We start from the raw sequence: 19523 nt of genomic DNA on the forward strand, positions 1-19523 counted from the left end.
AATATCATTTGTGTAAAAATACAACGAAAATGGGGAAGCTTTCACTTCCCCATTCATTCGTTCACATTTTTAGTAGCTAAACTGTACGGTTGCCATGTAATTGCGACCTTCACCAATGATGGTCTTAGTCTGGCTACCACCCGCTAAGTAGTCGGTATCAAACAGGTTGTTCACATTCAGACGCATGATAACGTCTAGGTTTTCATCATATTTGATGGTGTGAGCAACACCGGCATCAACGCGGGTATACGCATCTTTCTTATAGGTGTTTTTCTCATCACCAAAGCGCGAACCTTCGTAGAACAGCCCCAGATTAATGTCTGTGTTGTTCGTTACTGAGTAACGCGACCAAATGCTAGCGGCAAACTCTGGTACATCAGCAGGACGGTTACCGTCAATGCTTGCATCTGTCGGGTCAACAATCTTCGCGTCCAGGTAAGTCATGCTACCATTCAATGCTAGCTGTTCAGTCACATAACCGGATACAGAGAACTCTGCACCTCGGTGTTTTTGCTCACCCACCTGCGTCGTCATAGACGAATGACCGCCCGTGTTTATGTCTTCTTTAACCACTTTGTTTTCTTGCGTGATATCGAAGATAGCACCCGATACTAACGCTTGACCATCAAACAGTTCCCACTTTGAACCCAGTTCAAACAAGGTACCTTTTACAGGATCCAATTCCATGCCGTCGTTCACGTCATTTTCATTATCAACCGGATCTTGCGGTTCAAAGCTTTCAGAGTAGGTGAAGTAAATCGAACCGTTCTCTGCTGGGTGGTAAATCACCGCCGCTTTTGGCAATACGTTATTGTAATCACCCGCGCTGGTTTCATGGCGGTCGAAACGTACGCCTGCGAGTACCTGCCAAGCATCATTGATCGTGACCATGTCTTGCAGGTAAATGCCGTAAGAATCTCGCTCTGTTGGATCTTTCTGCTTACCGTTGGTGTAATGCAGATCCGTCGGCTTGATCATCGACTCGCCAACAGCCACTTCGTAGCCATTTTTCAGGTACTGGCTTTGCGTTTCGTAATGGTAACCCAACCAATTCGCACCAATCAGCGTCTGGTGAGACACACCTAATGCATCAAACTCACCGATAAAGTCAACGTTCGCTGTATCGAACTTCCAGTTATCCCAACGGTCATACGCGTTGTATTTGAACGTGCCTGTCGCTGCATCATATGTGGTTGGATCGGTGAAGCTCTCTGTGTCACGACGTTCGAAGTCTTGACGGTTATAGCTCGCTGACATGCGCCATGTATCAGAAAGGTGCGTGTTCACATCCACGCCAATATTTTCGACATCGTTTTCGATGTTAGACCACTGCGCATCCCAGATGTGTTTCTCACCCAGCACTGGCTCGCCATCGACAATCCATGCACCGGTATCTACACTGCCGTTATCGTTAGTACGGTCGTAGTGGAAAGATACGGTTGTGTTGTCTGTTACGTCGTAATCCACGAACAGGCCGCCGACAAAACGTTCTGTTGATGGTGTCGTGCCATCGTTATAACGACGCCATGAGTCGTAGCTGTGCTTAGAGACAATCGCACGCGCGCGCAGTGTTTGTTCTTCGTTCAGCGCACCGCTCACGTCAACCACTGTGCGTGATTCGTTATCAGAGCCGATATCTTGGCTCACATTCACTTGCGTTTCGTAGGTTGGCTTCTTCGCCACCATGTTGATCAAGCCACCCGGTGCAGATTTGCCGTAAAGCAAACCTGCTGGGCCTTTCAATACTTCTACACGCTCAAGCAATTCAATTGGCTGACGGTAGTGAGACCAATGCTGCTTACCGTCACGCAGGAAGCTGTCACCACTGTCTAGTTCAAAACCACGTAGGAAAAAGGTTTCACGGTTACGGCCTTTGCCGCCTTCCGAAATACTGGAGTCATTACGTAGCACTTCACCCAGCGTGGTAGCACGCTGCTCATCGATCACTTGTTCATCGATGATGGACACTTGTCCTGGGGTTTCAAGCTGTGTGGCTTCAATGCGCATGGCGCTGGTATTGGTGTCGGCTTTGTAACCGTAGTCACGGCCTGTTACCACCATGTGCTCATCCACTTCCGTGGTTTCAGTGTGCGTTTGGGCCATTGCTGCAGGCGCCGCAAGTACTGCACCGATAAATAAAGCCAACTGACTTTTTGAAAACATATTCCGTTACTCCAAATAGTATGAGGTACGTTTGCCGTGTAGTTAGAGTTATCAATCGGCAGTGTGGCTGTACCTATGAGCGCTGAAGCGCCCGTAAAATCTGAAACGGAATATAAGTGATAACCATTACCATTTGCATTTAATTTACAATCTTTGCATTTGTAAGGATTTTGTCAGTGGATGTAAAAGGTCAGCCTTCTCGCGTTCGCGTATTGCTCATCATCATAAAACCTGTTATTTCACGCGGCGAGAGGTATAATGCAGCGGTTTTTTATTATCCGGTATATATGAAGTGACAGAAGTAAACCTAGATGACGTTCATCGCCAACTTAATGCGTTAAATCTTATTGCTGAAAAAATGCGTATTGTCACTGTGTCTGCAATGGACGATGACATGCTAGAAAGCTGCACCAAAGTGGAAGGTGAAAGTTTCTACAACAGCTATATGAACGTGATTTACTGTAAAGGCGAACGTTATGTACTGGGTTACCGTTGCGAAGAAACGGTCATTGACCACGCTATTATTCGCAAAGGCGACAAGTATTACGACCCTACCCTGCAAGCGGCAGGCGATTTCAAAGAATACCAGTATGCGATTCTGACTGAATTCACGGTATTCGACATGATGACACATGCCAAATCAAACAAAGACTTCCCGCCTGACGTAGATTACCTACGTACGAAAGCGAGCAAGTTTAAAAACGTGATCAAGCCGGCAGCAAAACAGTAAGATCCCGTCACCGCTTTACTGTCTGACAGCTTCACGTTTCATTGGAAGCTGTCAGCGCTCTCTCTTGTACAGATCTCTGTCCTTACCTTATCACGATGGCTGAAACGTCAGCGTTATACGAAAGCCCTCAGGCACGTTTGCTGCCAGAACTTCCCCGCCCATCAATTCCATCGACTCTTTAACGATTGCCAACCCTAAGCCATAACCCCCAGCGGATTTCTCTCGCCCTGCTTGCACCCGGGTAAACGGGTCAAAAATCGACGGTAGATACTGCGCTGGAATGCCTTTCCCGCTATCCGTGACCCAAATCTCTGCGTCCACCAGCGATACCACAATCTGCGCATTCTCACCCGCATATTTGATGGCATTGCCAATCGTATTTTTCAGCACACGTAAAACCAAGGTATGTTCGGCCTGCACCCAGTGCGGCTCACATGCTCCGCTAGGCTCACCATCAAGGGATAGCGTTTGTGTGCCATGCAGCCCTTGCTGCATCTCGGTAATGTGCTGCTCACAAAGCGCATACAGATCAATCGGCACTAACGTTGGCTGGTAATGGGCATTTTCCAACTGACTGAACGCCAATATTTCATTCACTAACGCATTCATTTCGTTAGATTCATTCTCTAACCGCTGTAAATACACCTGTTGGTCATCGGAAATCTTTCGTCGTAACAAATGCAATGCCAGTTCATGCCGCGCAAGCGGTGTTTTCAGTTCATGGGAGACATCGCGAATCAACCGCTTTTGTTTGGCATTCAGTGCTTCAATGCGTTGTGTCATATGATCAAAGCTCTCAGCCAACGCCTTAAACTCCGTGACACTGTCACCTACCTCTTGGCTGACTCGGACAGAAAAATCCCCTTCCGCCAAGCGATGACTAGCCTCTTGCAGTTTTTTCAGCGGCGCTTGCAGGTAACGGGCGAGTAACAACGACAACACCCCCAAAATGAGCACAGCAATAACGGCTTTAATGGCGGTAAAATAGTACGTAAATATCCGCGCGGGATGCAGTTGATGAGGAAATTGGATCACCAAGCGATCACCCGACACCAAGGGTAAAGTAATAATCGGTTGGTTCACTTTATTGTCGAACCGGGTATCTATATCGCGCGCAAAACGCAGTTTGAATGCAAAATGCGGGTGCATTTCACGGCCACTGAGTTCGCGATTTTGCGCATCCAGCACGAAGACTTTAAATGACTGCGCCTCCTCCCACTCAGCCAGTGCCGCGTTATCACCACGTTCAATGATAGCCTCAGCTTGATCGGCCATATCATGCATTTGGGCTTGTATTGGCTTGGGAATATACAGCAGCGTCCGTACCAACGCCGCTTCAGCCAAATTTTGCAACAGCAAAATAATAAACAAGCTAACCGCAAAGAAGGAAAATAGCTTAAACGCCAACCCTTCTTTGTTGCCAAGGTGAAAGGTCGCTTTTATCTTTGGAAGGCTTATCATTTTAGTCAAGCATCATATTGGGGGAGTCGCAGCAAGGGTAACATATCTTGCCTTTTAAACCTTATTGCGCTGACTGCACGATAGATGAATAGAAATGATAAACAGAAACGACGATGATTGAGGCAAAATTGGCCTGATTAGAATTTTTTTACTGTTTCAACCGAACCCACCTATAACTCTTGGGGTGATAGGCTTGGGATAACAGGGCACCTCCCTTATAGTGGAAATGTCATCATGCACCATGAACGTAAAGGAAGCACGCTCACGCATGACAGCACGCTAAACAAATTGCTTCAGCAAGGAGGTCACATGAAGCGCATCATTTTGTTTATTACTCTATTGTTCCTCGCGGGGTGCAGTAAGGGTATTGCGGTCAATATTCCCGATCCGATCGCGTCGTCACATGAACACAGTGGTTATCTCGTGGGCAGTTTGGGGGTAAATACCGTATGGCCAGCCACCGGCAACAAAATTGTCACCACATTGAATATCCGTCATATCGAAAGCAAGGAAATGATCACGGTCAGCCGATTTGATTCTTCCCCTGACTTTGAAACCGACGCACTGGAAGGGCAATTATTCACTCTGGCTTTACCGGCCGGTCACTATGAGTTGGACTCTGTGCACTTCAAAGGGAGCAATGGCATTCAAACCGTGAAATCTAAGTCGGTCAGCAATGTGGGCGGGCAAATTATCATCGCGCCTAATCAAGTGACCTATATTGGACAATTTATAACGTCCAGTTTGATTGCGAAAAGCCCGCTCTGGAATACCAAGTACCCCAGCGGCTTTGCCAAAATTCACCATGATTTCGTGGCTGAACGTGACAAGCAAATTCTCGATGACCAACACCCTGAGCTACGTGCATTGGTGTTTGTCCCTTCCCCGCTTGACGGTTTGGATGACCAACGTCTGATTTCAACCATTATTGAATAGCATCCCACTCTCCAAGCAATAAAAAAGCAGCGATAACGCTGCTTTTTTTTATGTTAAGCACTGACATGTCAGTGACCAAATCACGCGGTTATCTTAGCTTGATTGGCAGGCCTTGCTGATCATTCAACGCGCGGGATAACGCCAAGCTGGCTTTATCATCACTCACTACCGCAGACACCAACGTATTAGAAGCATTGACGGATTTAAACTCACCAAGCTGTGCTTCATCTCGAGAAAGCGGCTCATGCACTTCCACGTAAACGGAACCGTCTGGCTCTGTGGTTTCTTTCACCGGCTGGTTAATGATACGCACGACGGTACCACGGCGCACTTGTGCGAACAGCCATTCGACGTCCCATGGGTTCATACGAATACAGCCAGAGCTGACACGCATGCCAATGCCAAAGTCTTTATTCGTACCGTGGATCAAATACTGACCGCCCCCTTGCGAGAGTCGCATTGCATAATCACCCAATGGGTTTTCTGGTCCTGCAGGCACAACGCCCGGCAGCTCAATATTGTGCTTTTCACGGTATTCTTTACGTATGTTGGCGGTCGGTGTCCATGTTGGGTTCTTGATCATTTGACTGATCTGCGTGGTCATGCGCGGGGTTTCACGCCCTACACGACCGATCCCAATCGGGAACACGTACATTTTTTCGCTGTTTTTCGGGAAGTAATACAAGCGAAGCTCAGCCAAATTGATCACTATTCCTTCGCGCTTCACATCCGGCAGGATGAGCTGCATAGGAATAGTCAGCAATGAGCCCGGTGTTGGCAGAAAAGGATCGACCCCAGGGTTCGATGCCATCAGCAGTAACAGCCCCACATCATATCTATTCGCAATATCTAATAAGCTATCGCCTTCCATGACTTGGTAATACTCCATGACGCCCACAAGCTTACTGTCTGGCGCAGGTCGATTATACTCAACCGCTTGTGCCGACAACGACATGAAACTAACAAGCATTAAGAGCAATAAGCGTCTCAAAACAGTGCCTCCATCAATTTAACCCCTCAATTATGGCAAATTTCATTCAATGACTCGATCTGAGCGCAATAATTCTCACTTTTGAGATTTATTGCGCCAATTCTACGTCACCCGTTAAGCGCTTTCGTCATTTTAACGTCAAGCCTGTCAATGGCCAGCATTCTATCACTGTGTGGCACACAAACAAAAACGGGGCATACGCCCCGTCAGTTATCCGCTTTCAACCATGTGCACTACGCGTACTGTGCGGTTATTCGCTTCCACGTTTTACGCTGCTCATCAAGTCGGTATTTCATCTCGTTATACTGCTGAATGAATTCAAAGCTATCGTAATGTTTCAACAAGTGTTTTTTCTTGAGATCCAGCAGGCGCTTTTGCGCGGCATAATAGTCGGCAATTTTCTGCAACAGGGCTTCATATTCTTCATCCAATCGCTGTAAACGCGCTTGTGGATTAGGCAGTGTCAGGAGTTTTTTCTGTAAACGTTGATGCAACATGGTTGCGCGCGCTTTTTCCACTTTGTCTTCCGGGCTGGTGCGCAAGTTCTTGGCCATGCCCATCCATGCGCAGCTTTTAATCAACCATTTTGTTGGGTCGAACTGCCACCAACGAATACCGTTACGGTAATCATTTTCAAAGATGTGGTGATAGTTATGGTACCCCTCCCCAAAGGTCAGCAGCGCCAAAAAGCCATTGTCACGAGCGGTATTGTTATCCGTATACGGCTGCGAGCCCCAAATATGCGCCAATGAGTTAATGAAAAACGTAGTGTGGTGACTCAATACTAAACGTAATACGCCCACCAGTAACAACGCGCCCCATACATCGCCGTGGAGCAGGCCAAAGACCAGCGGAATACCGACATTGGTGGCCACAGCTAATGGCACATAATAGTTATGCTGCCACATCACGATAGGGTCTTTTTGTAAGTCACGGCAATTACTGTAATCACTGTAGCGACTAGCTTGATAATCACGCAGCATCCACCCGATATGGCTATAGAAGAAGCCCTTTTTTGCGGAGTACGGATCTTTGTCATTGTTATCGACATGACGATGATGAATGCGATGATCGGATGACCAATGCAGAATGCTATTTTGCAGAGCGAATGCCCCACCAATCGCAAATATCGCACGCATGGGTTTATTGGCTTCATAGGCTTTATGTGACCATAGACGATGGTAGCCCGCCGTAATCGACATGCCACAAAAAGTAAACGCCACCAGCAGCATCATGATTTGTGCGCCATCGACACCGACGTGCCACGCATACAGCGGCGTGCCAATCAGGGCAATCGCCATGGTTGTTGTAAACAGTACGACATTAAGCCAGATCACAGGAGGTTGGGTGGTCGTCATCCTTATTAACCTTTTTTGTTGAATTTTCGCTCGTCTAATTTGAGCTTACACTTGTAAGCCAGAATAATCACGAAAACGTTTGCCGTCAATATGGTTAATGATGGTTCAATTGAAAAAGATTGTTCTTGTTAACTGTGTCTCTTATTAAACACTCATAACAAAAAAGCGCCTCTCGGCGCTTCTTGTCTGCGGTGTCACACAATATTACGCACCCTGCTGTTGTTGCTGTTCGTGCTGTTGCTGTTGCTGTTGCTGTTGCTGTTGCTCAATCTTGATCGCATCCAAATCCGCCTGCAACGCTGTCACTTCTTTTTCGCGCTCATCGTGCAGTTGAACTAACACAGCATTATCACTTTCCTGCTGTGCCACAGAAGCTTCAAGCTTTTTCACTTGCGCTTCTAGTGCTTGTACTTGCTCCATGCTGAGATCCAGCTCTGATTTAAGTTTGCGCGCATTACGCTGAGCAACTTGTTTCGCTTTCAGGGCTTTATTGGTATCGGCATCCGCTTGCTCAAGCTCTTCTTCACGTACCTTCAATGCCCCTTCCAGCGTAGTGACAGTGGCATTAAGCTCAACAACCACTTTTTTATGCTGTTCAAGGTCCGCTTCCAGATCAGCCACAGAGGCCACCGACAGCCCCGCTAACATTTTCCATTGCTCACTGACATTGCGCGTAAATTGATCCATCACATCAAAGGGGAAGCACAACGCTTGTTGTGTATCACCGGTTGTCTGAAACTGCTTATCCATTGTCTCCAGCAATTTCAAACTGTGTTGATAGCTTTGCTCTATCGCTTGTTTGGTGTTCGCCACCGTGATTGACTCCACCGCTTTCCCAGCCAACATCATGGCCTGAAACTGTTTGATGATAGCCTCAGGCTGAGTGGCCTGTGTGAGTTGAAGCAATGGGTGAGATTTAAAATCATATTCCATCATGTATTTCCTGCCATGCGTTAACGAACAATAAGTAAAAAGAATAACTCCACCATTTACTATTCTTATATCAAATCACATACTTTTTGCGCATTGATGTTCATAAAGTTTGAACTCAATTCAATGAAATCGCAGTCTAGCAACCTGACATGACATTTTTACGCCCTCTTTTAACGCCAAGATCACGGCTTTGAATCGCCATCACTGTCACACACTTGCTATAAATAGCCGCTAGAGTTAAGCGATTGATGTGCCACTTGCGATCAATCATGAAGCGGTTAAAAAGATACCAATACGAACACTATGCCATTCTATGCAGTTTGGCGTACCCATCGACTTTTAATCACACGCTCTATGGGTTTAGTAAAAAGGGACGCCATGAGATCACCGATCGCTGGGGGCGCACGGTGATTCGTTTGCTGTGGGGCGAGAACAAAGACGTTGTGGTCGTCTTTAAAGGTACGCAAAGCCTGTGGGATTGGATGATCAATTTGGCGTTCTTTCCTAAAAAGATCCCAGTGGGTGACACACACTGCCATGTCCATTGGGGCTACTATTCCTTACTCGAACAACACAGCAAAATGTCGACCACACGAGAGCGTTCGCATTTTAGTCTCAATCTCAACACGGAAATACAAGGCAACAGTGAACAGCGAGACTTGCACCACCAAACGCTGTATCAACAAATTGAACATGTCCTTTTGCCGTTAATCCAAGCGGGAAAGAAAGTCGCCTTTACTGGTCATTCTTCTGGTGGCGCGATGGCCATTCTCGTTGCACATCGCTTATATCAGACCCACCCCCACGCCATAAAACGCATTGTGACCTTTGGTCAGCCTGCCACGGGTTTTTGGAACTTTAAGCAGCATTACCCCCTATCACAACATACCTACCGCATTTGTTGTGATCTCGACATGGTGACGTTCCTGCCTCCTCTCCCGCTTGTCTATTGGCATGTGGGTAAAATGCTATGGCTCCACAACGGTAAAATCTACGAAGACACCCCGACGTTTCAGCGTTTTTACCGCTCAATCATCAGTTGGTTATTGCGCCCCATCACCTACCACTACATGAACAAATACATTCGTAATAAAGACTTTTTCGACAAACACTGAATACTTCATGCCATAATGCCTGACCCGTTTATTCATTGATCAATCCATTGAAGCCATCAGGATATTCTTATGTCAGATCCCATGCCAGATGCCATGTCAAACACGCAACACGTGTATAGCGAGCTCGTTCATTCTCGTCGTTCAGTCCGCAAGTATGATCCTGCCGTGCCGTTTGATCATGACGCCGTGGCGCGTGCACTGACACTGGCAACACTGTCTCCCAACAGCTCTAACATGCAATTGTGGGAGTTTCATCGTGTTATCTCTGATGAAAAACGCCATACGCTTGCCCACTACTGTATGGGGCAAAACGCCGCGACAACCGCAAATGAACTGGTCGTTTTCGTGGTCACCCCGTACAAATGGAAACGTCGTGCACAAGGGAACGCCACGCAGGTGCGCGAGGCCTTTGAAGGCAGGCATGACGCGACCGCGAAACGGGCGCTAAAATACTACGAAACCTTGATCCCTTTTGTTTATCGCAATGACAAATTTGGCATTCTCGGTATGGGACGAAAGCTACTCACCTTTTGCCTTGGTTTGAAAAAACCCATGGTACGTGAAGTCAGCAAAGCCGATTTACGAGTGTGTCTGCATAAAAGCAGTTCACTGGCCGCTATGACATTCATGACCGCCATGCGCGCGGAAGGTTACGACACATGTCCGATGGAAGGCTTTGATTCTGCACGGACTAAACAACTGCTCGGGCTACCGCGCGACGCTGAGATAACCATGATCATTGGTTGTGGTTCGCGCGCTGACGATGGGATCTACAGTGACAGGCACCGTGTTGAAGCAGATGACGTTATTTTTAATCATTAATTAAGCATTTGGCCGCGAACCCATACCTTCCGTCTATTATTTACGGTATGGTGTGGGTAACTAAAAGCAACGATAACGGTCAGCAGTCTCGATGCAACAATTAATTAATTTAAAGAATACGTGGATGGCCAGCCACATTACAGACGCCGAGTTTCCCACCCCACTCAGCGAAACTGGCCTTGCGCTCTATCAACAAAATCAACCCTTGTTGAACGCCAACCCAGTCACTGAGCCCTTGGAATCACCGGATGGCTCCTTATCGATTTACCCTGTTGACTGTCACCCCCTGACGATTCGTTATTCACTTGTGTTGGCCAGCAAATGGGAACAAAGTGATGACGAAAAAGAAGCCCTTGTCGAATACCTCACGCAAATTATGTTTGAGCCTGACTCTCCGGCACAATTGTTCGTCGGCTTCTTCAAAGGTAAGCCAGCAGCCTGTGGCATGATTTATCACGATGCAGAACACGGTACCTTAGTGGCAGATGTGCATGCGCTCCCCCTGCCAAACCAAGCCGCACTGATCAAAGAGATGAAACTAGCACTCCTTAAACAATCTGAAGCGTCATTACCGACCCTGTTTATTGAAGAATAATCAGCACATCCCTTCATCATGTTGTTAAAAGTCAGCGTAGGCTGACTTTTTTGTTAGAGTTTTTTGACCTCTTCCTTTTCCTTTCCCATAATTTTTATATAAACATATCAACGTAATGTGGGGATTTATGAAGGGAATCATTTTCACTGAGTTTATTGATTTAGTTGAAAGCGAATTCGGGCTGGATGTATGCCAACAAATGTTTGATGACACTAATAACAGCGGGGCTTACACCACGGTGGGGAGTTATGATCATCGCGATTTAGTCAAACTGATTATGGCCCTCAGTAACATCACTCACATTTCACCTGAAATCCTTCAGGAGGTTTATGGTGAAGCGGTGTTCAATAGTTTATTAGAAAGCCTGCCGGGTATGCCGAGTCATGAACACAACACCTTTAGTTTCATTCAGCGGGTAGAAGAGCATATTCATACCGAAGTAAAAAAACTCTACCCCGATGCATCGCCACCTAAATTTCAATTTTTATCATTAACCTCAAGCCGAATGGTCATGGATTACCACTCTGCACGCTGCATGTCACATGTTTGCATGGGTCTCATCAAAGGGTGTGCCAAGCATTTCAATGAGCAAGTCAACATCACGATGGAAGCGTATAACCCGTCCAAAAGCCATGTCCGATTTTCCATTGATTTGATCCCGGGGTAAGCATGGATCCTGATCAGCACATTGCATTGCTAATGAAGAAAGTCGTGCGGGAACGCTCAGCACGGCAATCGGCGGAAAAACTGCTGGAGATAAAAAGTCTCGAGCTGTTTGACGCCAAAAAGTTGATTGAGAAAAGCTTCGAGAAAGTCAAAGCACAAGCCGAATTAGACTCGGAATTATTGGCCTATCAAGCCAAAATAGAAAACCTCTTGCTGGTTTTTGGACGTAAATTTCTCAAACACCCCCCATCAGCATCGTTGATCAAAGAACTGGCTGATTCACTGGTCGACAGTATTTCAGTGCGCGCATGTGGTATTGCGATTACTTGTTTCCCAGATAGTGACATTGCGATTGAACACACCTCTGGCAGGCAGCAAACATGGCAATGCCCCATCGACCTTCGGCATGTTCCCTATTACTGGGATATCGACGAAGGCGTGCTGTGGATCTCTTTTTATAACGACACCAATACGCAAGGCTTTTTCGCCACCAAAATTCATGCGTCGGGTTCGTGGCTCAACACCATTCAAAAACACATGCACCTGTTTAGCGAAATGGTGCGTTCGTCCATCGACCGACAGCTTAAACTGGAAGAGGCTATTTTAGCCCGTAAACGGGCCGAGGCGTCGGAAAAATCCACCCGTGATTTTCTCGCCATGATTAATCATGAACTCCGGACACCGCTCAATGGCCTGTTAGGCACAGCAGAGCTAATGGCTGACACTCCCTTAAATGCCCATCAGACACGGTTACTCAATACCCTTGACCATTCTGGTGAATTATTACGTGCCATCATTAATGACCTGCTGGATTACAGTAAGATCAACGCGGGTATGTTGGAACTCACCAATAAGCCTTTCGACTGCCACAGCATGATGACGATGCTCAATGATATATTTCAGCATCGCGCCAATGAGAAACAGATCCAGCTCTCCATTTCAACGTCAAACACGACCCCTCGCTGGATGGTGGGCGATGTCGACAGAATCAAACAAATTTATGTCAATTTGATCGGCAATGCCCTCAAGTTCACCACCGTGGGCGCGGTAAAATCCACCATAGAATGGCGTTCAGATCACCTTTTTTTCTCAGTCACAGATTCTGGGTGCGGGATCCCGCAAGCGAAACAAGCGACCTTGTTTGACCCTTTTACCCAAGTCGATAACTCCAGCCAACGTAATCACGAAGGCACTGGTTTGGGACTGGCCATTTGTAAAAAACTCGCCCAACAAATGCATGGGAGTATAGAGGTTGAAAGTAGCGATGGCGCTGGGGCGACGTTCACGGTCCGTTTGCCGATCACGCTGTATCAGCCCCCTGCCGATACGGGTGATGCAGAACATAACGATGCGCAACCCATCGATAACCTGTCGGTCTTAGTGGTCGAAGATTTAAAAACCAATCAAATGATCATCACACTCATGATGAAAAAGTTTGGGATCACGCCATTAATTGCCAATAACGGCCAAGAGGCGCTGACGCTGCTGGAAAATGAAACCGTGGATATCGTATTAATGGATTGCCGCATGCCGATCATGGATGGCTATTCCGCCACACAACAATTGCGCGATCAAGGCTACACGAAACCAATATTGGCACTCACAGCGGGGACAACACGCGCAGAACGCGAAGATTGTTTTTCAGCGGGAATGGACGATATTCTCTGCAAACCTTATCAGGCAAGCGAACTCAGGGAAATGTTAGAAAAATGGGGCGCCTAATTCCAGCCCCCATCTGACCACAGCGGCATAATACATTAACGTGAGACAGTCAGTAGCGCATTCGCTACATAGTCCAACTGATGCTCTTGCAAACCGGCAATGTTAATGCGGCCATCACCCACGGCATAAATCGCATGCTCATCTCGCAAGCGACCAATTTGCTCAGGTGACAACCCTGTCACAGAGAACATGCCTTTGTGCTGTTGAATAAAATCAAACTGATTTGAACCCTGCTGCTGCACCGCTTGCACCAACCCCGCCCGTAAACGCAATAGACGATGGTTCATACCGTCTAGCTCTTGCTTCCACGTCTGCGTGAGTGTGGCATCATTTAAAATGGTCGCGACCAATGCCGCGCCATGATCAGGCGGCATGGTGTAGCTTGAACGCGCCAAATTCAAAATGCGCCCTTTGGCTTTTTGTGCATTCGATAAGGTATCACTGATAACAATTGCGGCACCGGTACGTTCGCGATACAAGCCAAAGTTTTTCGAGCACGATGTAGCAACAATCATTTCTTCAACATTGTTCGCCATGTATTGCAGACCGGCCGCATCTTCCGCCAACCCCTCACCAAAGCCCTGATAGGCGATGTCGACAAACGGCATAAAACCTTGCTGATTCGCCATTGCCGTGATCGCCTGCCAATCAGAAAACGTGATATCGGCACCTGTTGGGTTATGGCAACAACCGTGCAATAGCACCACATCTTTCGGGCCAGCTTTCGCAAGTTCAGCCAACATCGCGGCGGAATCCACCTGCTTGGTTTCCGGGTTAAAATACGGGTAATAACGCACTTTCAAACCTGCGGCTTCCATCACCGGCTTATGGTTGACATAACTCGGGTTGGAAATCCATACCGTGGTATCTGGCTGTGCAACGTGCATTAAATCTGCCAACATACGCAATGCACCACTGGCACCAGGGGTTTGCACGGCAGCAGCACGCGCATGTGCCGACGTGCCCGATAGGAGCAAATCCATCATCGATTGGTTAAATTGCTCATTACCGGCTAGGCCGACATAACCTTTGGTCGTTTCATTAGCCATAACGCGTGCTTGCGCCTGCTGAACCGCTGTCATCACCGGGGTGATCCCCTGATGATTACGATACACACCAATGCCCAAATCCACTTTTTCTTCCCGCATATCCTCCCGAAATGCTGCCGATAACGACAATATAGGGTCAGGTTGCGCCGCTGCCAGTTGTTTAAACATGTTTAAATTCCGTTTTGTTGTGAATGCGTTATTTGAATTATGTTGTCTTTCTCTCAAGCTACCACTTCATTTTCAAAACGTCATCATGTATTTGCGTGATGAATTAACAAAAAATGGCGCAAAATTGTGATGGGTATCAATAGGTGAATTTGATCTGTGACAAGCCTTCCCCCTTCTTAGTGTTGCAGACCGCCACATACCGCCTAAATTTATAGGAGTGACAGACTCATCCCCCCCACAGGGTGAACGGAGGTTATGATGAAAAACAGTGTCGATGTTCGCACATTGCTCAGTGTGTACGAAAAAATTAAAACACAAGGCCATACCATTGATTTTGGGAGTGAGCTGGAAGGCGTCCAGTGCACCGAAAATCAGGATGGTTACTGCGTGAGCTTGTCTGATGGCATCGTCAGCCTAGACATTAATTTCCATAATACATACCAGTTCCATACCCGCAATGAAGACCCGGATTCGGTCATAAACCAAACCACCACCGAGTTTCATAACAACAATGAAGCACAAATCCAGGCCTTCCTCAAAAAGTTGACGCAATTAGACGAAAAATACTGACCCCTCCCCCACAATGATTGTGCGCCTAATGATGGCGCACAATGTTAATCCCGTTGAATTTATGACAGAGCTTTGACATTACGCTGACAGTTATCTCACGCATTTTTCTTACTCTCATTAGCCTATAAACAATACTGACTGACTACGCTATAGCGATATGAATCAGCCAGTCGATACGGATTAATAACGCGGATGTTCGGCTATTCAGACGCCATTCAACCTATTAAGCGTACCGTGAATAAACATAACAAGAAGCACACTATTGCAGACATCTTTCCGCAATAGTGCAGACATTCGATAACAGAATGAGATCATCATGCACGCACAACACCTCAATAAAAAAGAAGTTGAAGCGGTAATTCGCGCACTGGAAGAGTGCTATCGTCGTTTACAGGCGGCGAATGTTTCCGCTCGCGATTTGACCCAAGAAGGATTTTCACTGCTGTTTCAGTCAGCATATCATGGCCTCAGCCATAAATAATCGTGCTGCGTATTCCATCGCACAATAAAAAAGATCAACAAAAAAGCTCAAGAAAAAATCTTGAGCTTTTTTTAAGGTCGACCAGACTCATTGTTCAATCGTATTATCGATTTAATCACACATCCCAATCAAGGTTTTGCAATACAACACGGTAACCATCGGTATCCTGAAACGTTTTACCGACCGTTTCCCAATAAGGGTTGCTTGAATCAACCACCACAAAGCCTGAATCAATCATGCTGCGACACGCTCTTTCCCACGCTTGACTGCACGGAAGGTAAAACACCAACAGATGCTCAGCGCCACTCGGGGCAGGACCGATTTTCTCACCAATTTTGCTCACGAATTCAATGTGGTAACTGTGTTTTTTATGCCCAAGCACAATGCCATCAAATCCATCGTGATCATCAAACTGCTTCAGCACATCAAAGCCCAATGCTTTGCTATACATCTGCGCCAATTCTTTTACATTATCGGTCGGTCTTACCACACGAAGTGTCGAATCAATAGGTAGCATAACAAAACAAACTCCATTTCTCTTTATCAATAAATAAATAGTAAGACTCAACTAGGGGTTATTCAACACCGTCACTCACTGTACCGCGCATTCCTTGATGTCTATCACACTCACGTGACGTTATTATTTATTTACTGTCAGTCTATACGACTTTATTTACTATTTTTATTTGCGAAATATCTTAACTAGCACATGAATATATTCCCTTACTTTCTGTAAGAAATTCAAAATTAACGCCATATTCAAGGTGAGTTGTCGCTACTTTTTATTCATTTATTTTATACAAAAAAAAAGAAACAGCCGACATTGACTGCTTCTTTACAATAGCCGGGCGATCATCATACTAACTATGCGATATCACCACTGGCTAACAGGGATATGCTATCAGGGCTGAATTTTTGATAGCTAATTTCTGCCTTCTTTGGTGGGTAGATAAACTTAATGACCTTCACCACATACTTCGCAATGATATGGCCATGAATGTCTTTTTCGTCATACCAAAACGTATCGACATCCATTTTTTTGCCTTCGTCCCACTTCATATCCGTTCGAACAAAAGCATGTTCACTGGGTATTCCCAATAATTCACGGTACATCATGATACTCCAACCTAATTTCATTGAACTAAACTGAAATCATATTCCCACAATTATATAAAGGCCTTTGTTTACCCTGTCACAGTTTAAAAAATGACCACACCCAGTATTAAACGCCGTGATCAGCCACCAATTTTGCAATGTACTAGCTGTCGTTTATTGGACTCCGCACGTAACTCACACCGCTGTTTGTCCCATAAAAAGCCCGATGGGATCATCGATTTGTCTACGACAACAAACAAATCATGCTGTTGCTGACGAAGAAAATCGGTCAGTTCAGCGTTGGCTAACGTCGCTTTACCCGCAGAATAGAATTGGGCCGAGAACGGGCGTTTATTCAAATACACCAAGGCCGTATTTTCCTTTTCTGCTTGTGCCGACCATGCTGCCATCAACCCTTTTTCTGGCTCTTTCCCCACCACATTCAGGTGCAATAAACCTGCGACAATGATCAGCAACACGGGGGTGACTAGCCCTAGCTTAAACACCTTCTCTGGCAGGTTTTGTTGACTATGGTAGCCCGCGATGAGCAACCCCAATGCGGGCAGGCCCGGCATGACATAACTGGCTAAAATATTTCCCGCCAGGGTGAATAAGATCATCGGGGCCAACAACCAGCACCATAAGAAGCCCATATAGCCATGGGTGGTTTGAACGCCCTCTTCGCCCTCTTTAAAAAAGCGCATCACCTGATAAAACAAAACCGGTGCCCAAGGCAGTGCGGCTAAAAACCAAAATACCCAAATAGTGCCACGTACTTCATCATGCGCCGATCCATACAAATCACCTTGCCAACCACTCACGACAAAACGTTTAATGTGCTCACCAATAATGAAATAGTTCAAAAAACCCGGACTTTTCCACTCTGCCAATAAGTACCAAGGCAGAGAGAGAACAATAAACAATGCGCTCCCTTTTACCCACGGTAAGCAATGAGGTATTTGCTTCCACCGTTTATCCTGTGCCAGCCACAGCGTTAAACTAATGCCGACTAACACCAAGGCTAAAGGCCCTTTCGCTAACATGCCTATCGCTAGGCCGACAAAGAACATATACCCCCAAAACGTCGACTTTTTCGCCCAACTCAGCCAAAAACCGACCATACTCAGGGTCACACCCAATGTCAGCGCGGTGTCTGTCATGACGGCACCCGAGATCACAATGAACGCCGTTGTGGTCGCCAAAATCGCAGCGGCTAGCCACGCCTCATCGCGATCACGTACTTTCGCCGCTAACACCCACGTCAACATTAAAATCACCACTCCGACAACCCAATGTGGCATACGTGCGGCAAATTCATTCACACCGAACCATTCAAACCCCGTGGCACTCAGCCACGTGAACAGGGGCGGTTTTCCCCAAAACGGCACATTGTAATCAAACATCGGGGTCACCCAATTGCCCGTCTCATACATGATCCTTGCCATTTCGCCGTATCGAGCTTCTGTGGTATCCATTAACGGATAGACACCCAGTGTTAACAGTCGAACGATCACGGTACCCACAGCCAACATCATGGCAAAACGGGTTAAGGTGAATAATGTCTTTTTCTGGCTCATGCGTTGAGTCCTTTTGCCACAGTGTGTTGTACTCGTTGTAAATGACGGTGTTCAGCAGCACCGTATTTAACGCGGTCCTGCTCAGCGAATTTGTCTTCCATCACGACAAATAACGGTCGTTGTTTCGATTCAATGAATATTCGCCCTACATACTCCCCCAGCAATCCAATCGACAGTAATTGAACGCCGCCCAAAATAAGCACCACCAACATCATGGAGGGATAACCGGCAACGGGATCCCCAAACAACAGGGTTTTTATCAATACGGTGCCCGCTAATACCAATGCCACCAGCGAGATCAATAGCCCCGCTGCCGTGGCCAGGCGCAGCGGACGCGTACTAAAAGAGGTAATGCCTTCAAATGCCAAATGACACAGTTTGCGGTAATTCCACTTGGTTTCTCCCGCCAAACGGGGATCGCGATCAAACTGCAACGTTGTGCGCTTAAAGCCCGGCCAAGCAAATAAGCCTTTCATGAAGCGGGTTCGCTCCGGCAACTTATTAATTTCATCGACAACGCGACGGTCAATCAGGCGAAAGTCACCCACATTTTCTGGAATCGGCATATCTGTTAACTGATTAATGACCTTATAAAACGTGGCGGCAGTAAAACGTTTAAACCAGCTTTCACCATGGCGTTGACGACGCTGCATGTCGACCACATCAAAACCTGCGCACCATTGGTCGAACATTGCCGGGATCAATTCAGGGGGATCTTGCAAGTCTGCATCAATTAACACGACGGCTTGGCCTTGTGCCGCTTTCAGTCCTGCGCTCATGGCGGCTTCTTTGCCGAAATTTCGGCTCAGTCTTAGCGTACGCACCTGATGCTGTTTACTCTTCAGTTGTGTTGCGATGTCCCAACTGCCGTCGGTACTTCCATCATCAATGTAAATCAATTCGCACGGTTGATTCAGCGCTTCTAAAGCCTGACAAACACGTTCATGGCATGTTGCCAATACCGCTCGTTCATTGAACATTGGAATAATAACCGTGAGAACCGGTGCTGACCGCTGATTGGGAGATTGATGATCTCGCGGGTGCTCACGATGATGTGAAAGCACGGTAATAGTAGACATGATAAACCTCGA

At 46.8% G+C, this 19523-nt stretch carries 19 protein-coding genes; 9 read left to right on the top strand and 10 right to left on the bottom strand.

What is annotated here, in order from left to right; all coding sequences use genetic code 11:
- Positions 1-69: 69 nt before the first annotated feature.
- Entirely contained in the window at positions 70-2163 is a 2094-nt protein-coding gene (locus L4C36_RS14610; protein ID WP_428478538.1) for a TonB-dependent siderophore receptor, read from the bottom strand.
- A 292-nt stretch (positions 2164-2455) separates the two neighbouring features.
- Between L4C36_RS14610 and L4C36_RS14615 the strand changes: the two genes are divergently transcribed.
- Entirely contained in the window at positions 2456-2893 is a 438-nt protein-coding gene (locus tag L4C36_RS14615; protein WP_428478539.1) for a hypothetical protein, read from the top strand.
- Positions 2894-2983: 90 nt separating this feature from the next.
- Here L4C36_RS14615 and L4C36_RS14620 read toward each other — a convergent pair whose 3' ends face one another.
- Positions 2984-4354: a histidine kinase sensor domain-containing protein gene (locus L4C36_RS14620; RefSeq protein ID WP_428478540.1), complete on the bottom strand. Its 1371-nt coding sequence runs from the start codon at positions 4352-4354 to the stop codon at positions 2984-2986.
- 309 nt (positions 4355-4663) lie between these two features.
- Between L4C36_RS14620 and L4C36_RS14625 the strand changes: the two genes are divergently transcribed.
- Entirely contained in the window at positions 4664-5290 is a 627-nt protein-coding gene (locus L4C36_RS14625; protein WP_428478541.1) for a hypothetical protein, read from the top strand.
- Between the two features lie 88 nt (positions 5291-5378).
- Here L4C36_RS14625 and L4C36_RS14630 read toward each other — a convergent pair whose 3' ends face one another.
- The 3 genes from L4C36_RS14630 to L4C36_RS14640 form a co-directional block, all read right to left on the bottom strand.
- Complete coding sequence (locus L4C36_RS14630; RefSeq protein ID WP_428478542.1) at positions 5379-6281, bottom strand: L,D-transpeptidase family protein; 903 nt, start codon at positions 6279-6281, stop codon at positions 5379-5381.
- 233 nt (positions 6282-6514) lie between these two features.
- Positions 6515-7639: an acyl-CoA desaturase gene (locus L4C36_RS14635; protein WP_428478543.1), complete on the bottom strand. Its 1125-nt coding sequence runs from the start codon at positions 7637-7639 to the stop codon at positions 6515-6517.
- 204 nt (positions 7640-7843) lie between these two features.
- The gene (locus L4C36_RS14640) at positions 7844-8575 is read right to left on the bottom strand and encodes a hypothetical protein (RefSeq protein WP_428478544.1); all 732 of its coding nucleotides are present in this window, start codon (positions 8573-8575) and stop codon (positions 7844-7846) included.
- Positions 8576-8841: 266 nt separating this feature from the next.
- Between L4C36_RS14640 and L4C36_RS14645 the strand changes: the two genes are divergently transcribed.
- The 5 genes from L4C36_RS14645 to L4C36_RS14665 all read left to right on the top strand — a co-directional run bounded on the left by L4C36_RS14645 (position 8842) and on the right by L4C36_RS14665 (position 13492).
- Positions 8842-9687: a lipase family protein gene (locus tag L4C36_RS14645; protein WP_428478545.1), complete on the top strand. Its 846-nt coding sequence runs from the start codon at positions 8842-8844 to the stop codon at positions 9685-9687.
- 69 nt (positions 9688-9756) lie between these two features.
- On the top strand, positions 9757-10509 hold the full coding sequence (locus L4C36_RS14650) for a nitroreductase family protein (RefSeq protein WP_428478546.1): 753 nt from the start codon (positions 9757-9759) through the stop codon (positions 10507-10509).
- 91 nt (positions 10510-10600) lie between these two features.
- A complete protein-coding gene (locus L4C36_RS14655; protein ID WP_428478547.1) occupies positions 10601-11104 on the top strand; it encodes a hypothetical protein in 504 nt (167 codons plus the stop codon).
- A 127-nt stretch (positions 11105-11231) separates the two neighbouring features.
- Positions 11232-11771, top strand: coding sequence for a heme NO-binding domain-containing protein (locus tag L4C36_RS14660; protein ID WP_428478594.1), 540 nt, complete (start codon positions 11232-11234; stop codon positions 11769-11771).
- Between the two features lie 2 nt (positions 11772-11773).
- A complete protein-coding gene (locus tag L4C36_RS14665; RefSeq protein WP_428478548.1) occupies positions 11774-13492 on the top strand; it encodes an ATP-binding protein in 1719 nt (572 codons plus the stop codon).
- A 35-nt stretch (positions 13493-13527) separates the two neighbouring features.
- Here the strand turns inward: L4C36_RS14665 and L4C36_RS14670 are convergent, their stop codons facing one another.
- Positions 13528-14709 carry an amino acid aminotransferase gene (locus L4C36_RS14670; RefSeq protein ID WP_428478549.1) on the bottom strand — a complete coding sequence of 394 codons (1182 nt, stop codon included), beginning with the start codon at positions 14707-14709 and terminating at the stop codon, positions 13528-13530.
- A 255-nt stretch (positions 14710-14964) separates the two neighbouring features.
- Here L4C36_RS14670 and L4C36_RS14675 point away from each other — a divergent pair, with 255 nt between their 5' ends.
- The gene (locus L4C36_RS14675; RefSeq protein ID WP_428478550.1) at positions 14965-15279 is read left to right on the top strand and encodes a DUF3081 family protein; all 315 of its coding nucleotides are present in this window, start codon (positions 14965-14967) and stop codon (positions 15277-15279) included.
- A gap of 316 nt (positions 15280-15595) precedes the next feature.
- Positions 15596-15760, top strand: coding sequence for a hypothetical protein (locus tag L4C36_RS14680; protein ID WP_428478551.1), 165 nt, complete (start codon positions 15596-15598; stop codon positions 15758-15760).
- Between the two features lie 115 nt (positions 15761-15875).
- Here L4C36_RS14680 and L4C36_RS14685 read toward each other — a convergent pair whose 3' ends face one another.
- The 4 genes from L4C36_RS14685 to L4C36_RS14700 form a co-directional block, all read right to left on the bottom strand.
- Positions 15876-16277, bottom strand: coding sequence for a VOC family protein (locus L4C36_RS14685; protein ID WP_428478552.1), 402 nt, complete (start codon positions 16275-16277; stop codon positions 15876-15878).
- Between the two features lie 347 nt (positions 16278-16624).
- Positions 16625-16876, bottom strand: coding sequence for a hypothetical protein (locus L4C36_RS14690; protein ID WP_428478553.1), 252 nt, complete (start codon positions 16874-16876; stop codon positions 16625-16627).
- 119 nt (positions 16877-16995) lie between these two features.
- The gene (locus L4C36_RS14695) at positions 16996-18432 is read right to left on the bottom strand and encodes an ArnT family glycosyltransferase (RefSeq protein WP_428478554.1); all 1437 of its coding nucleotides are present in this window, start codon (positions 18430-18432) and stop codon (positions 16996-16998) included.
- A complete protein-coding gene (locus L4C36_RS14700; RefSeq protein ID WP_428478555.1) occupies positions 18429-19511 on the bottom strand; it encodes a glycosyltransferase family 2 protein in 1083 nt (360 codons plus the stop codon). The genes L4C36_RS14695 and L4C36_RS14700 overlap by 4 nt, the downstream gene beginning before the upstream one ends.
- Positions 19512-19523: the final 12 nt, after the last annotated feature.

It is taken from the genome of Photobacterium japonica (genome assembly GCF_050337005.1).
GTDB lineage: Bacteria > Pseudomonadota > Gammaproteobacteria > Enterobacterales > Vibrionaceae > Photobacterium > Photobacterium japonica.

Bases quoted from the DNA above. Each gene is read 5' to 3' on its own strand.
- L4C36_RS14640 (WP_428478544.1), bottom strand. From the start codon at position 8,575: ATGATGGAATATGATTTTAAATCTCACCCATTGCTTCAACTCACACAG.
- L4C36_RS14660 (WP_428478594.1), top strand. From the start codon at position 11,232: ATGAAGGGAATCATTTTCACTGAGTTTATTGATTTAGTTGAAAGCGAA.
- L4C36_RS14700 (WP_428478555.1), bottom strand. From the start codon at position 19,511: ATGTCTACTATTACCGTGCTTTCACATCATCGTGAGCACCCGCGAGAT.
- L4C36_RS14675 (WP_428478550.1), top strand. From the start codon at position 14,965: ATGATGAAAAACAGTGTCGATGTTCGCACATTGCTCAGTGTGTACGAA.
- L4C36_RS14680 (WP_428478551.1), top strand. From the start codon at position 15,596: ATGCACGCACAACACCTCAATAAAAAAGAAGTTGAAGCGGTAATTCGC.
- L4C36_RS14695 (WP_428478554.1), bottom strand. From the start codon at position 18,432: ATGAGCCAGAAAAAGACATTATTCACCTTAACCCGTTTTGCCATGATG.
- L4C36_RS14670 (WP_428478549.1), bottom strand. From the start codon at position 14,709: ATGTTTAAACAACTGGCAGCGGCGCAACCTGACCCTATATTGTCGTTA.
- L4C36_RS14655 (WP_428478547.1), top strand. From the start codon at position 10,601: ATGCAACAATTAATTAATTTAAAGAATACGTGGATGGCCAGCCACATT.
- L4C36_RS14685 (WP_428478552.1), bottom strand. From the start codon at position 16,277: ATGCTACCTATTGATTCGACACTTCGTGTGGTAAGACCGACCGATAAT.
- L4C36_RS14610 (WP_428478538.1), bottom strand. From the start codon at position 2,163: ATGTTTTCAAAAAGTCAGTTGGCTTTATTTATCGGTGCAGTACTTGCG.
- L4C36_RS14650 (WP_428478546.1), top strand. From the start codon at position 9,757: ATGTCAGATCCCATGCCAGATGCCATGTCAAACACGCAACACGTGTAT.
- L4C36_RS14620 (WP_428478540.1), bottom strand. From the start codon at position 4,354: ATGATAAGCCTTCCAAAGATAAAAGCGACCTTTCACCTTGGCAACAAA.
- L4C36_RS14625 (WP_428478541.1), top strand. From the start codon at position 4,664: ATGAAGCGCATCATTTTGTTTATTACTCTATTGTTCCTCGCGGGGTGC.
- L4C36_RS14645 (WP_428478545.1), top strand. From the start codon at position 8,842: ATGAAGCGGTTAAAAAGATACCAATACGAACACTATGCCATTCTATGC.
- L4C36_RS14665 (WP_428478548.1), top strand. From the start codon at position 11,774: ATGGATCCTGATCAGCACATTGCATTGCTAATGAAGAAAGTCGTGCGG.
- L4C36_RS14635 (WP_428478543.1), bottom strand. From the start codon at position 7,639: ATGACGACCACCCAACCTCCTGTGATCTGGCTTAATGTCGTACTGTTT.
- L4C36_RS14690 (WP_428478553.1), bottom strand. From the start codon at position 16,876: ATGATGTACCGTGAATTATTGGGAATACCCAGTGAACATGCTTTTGTT.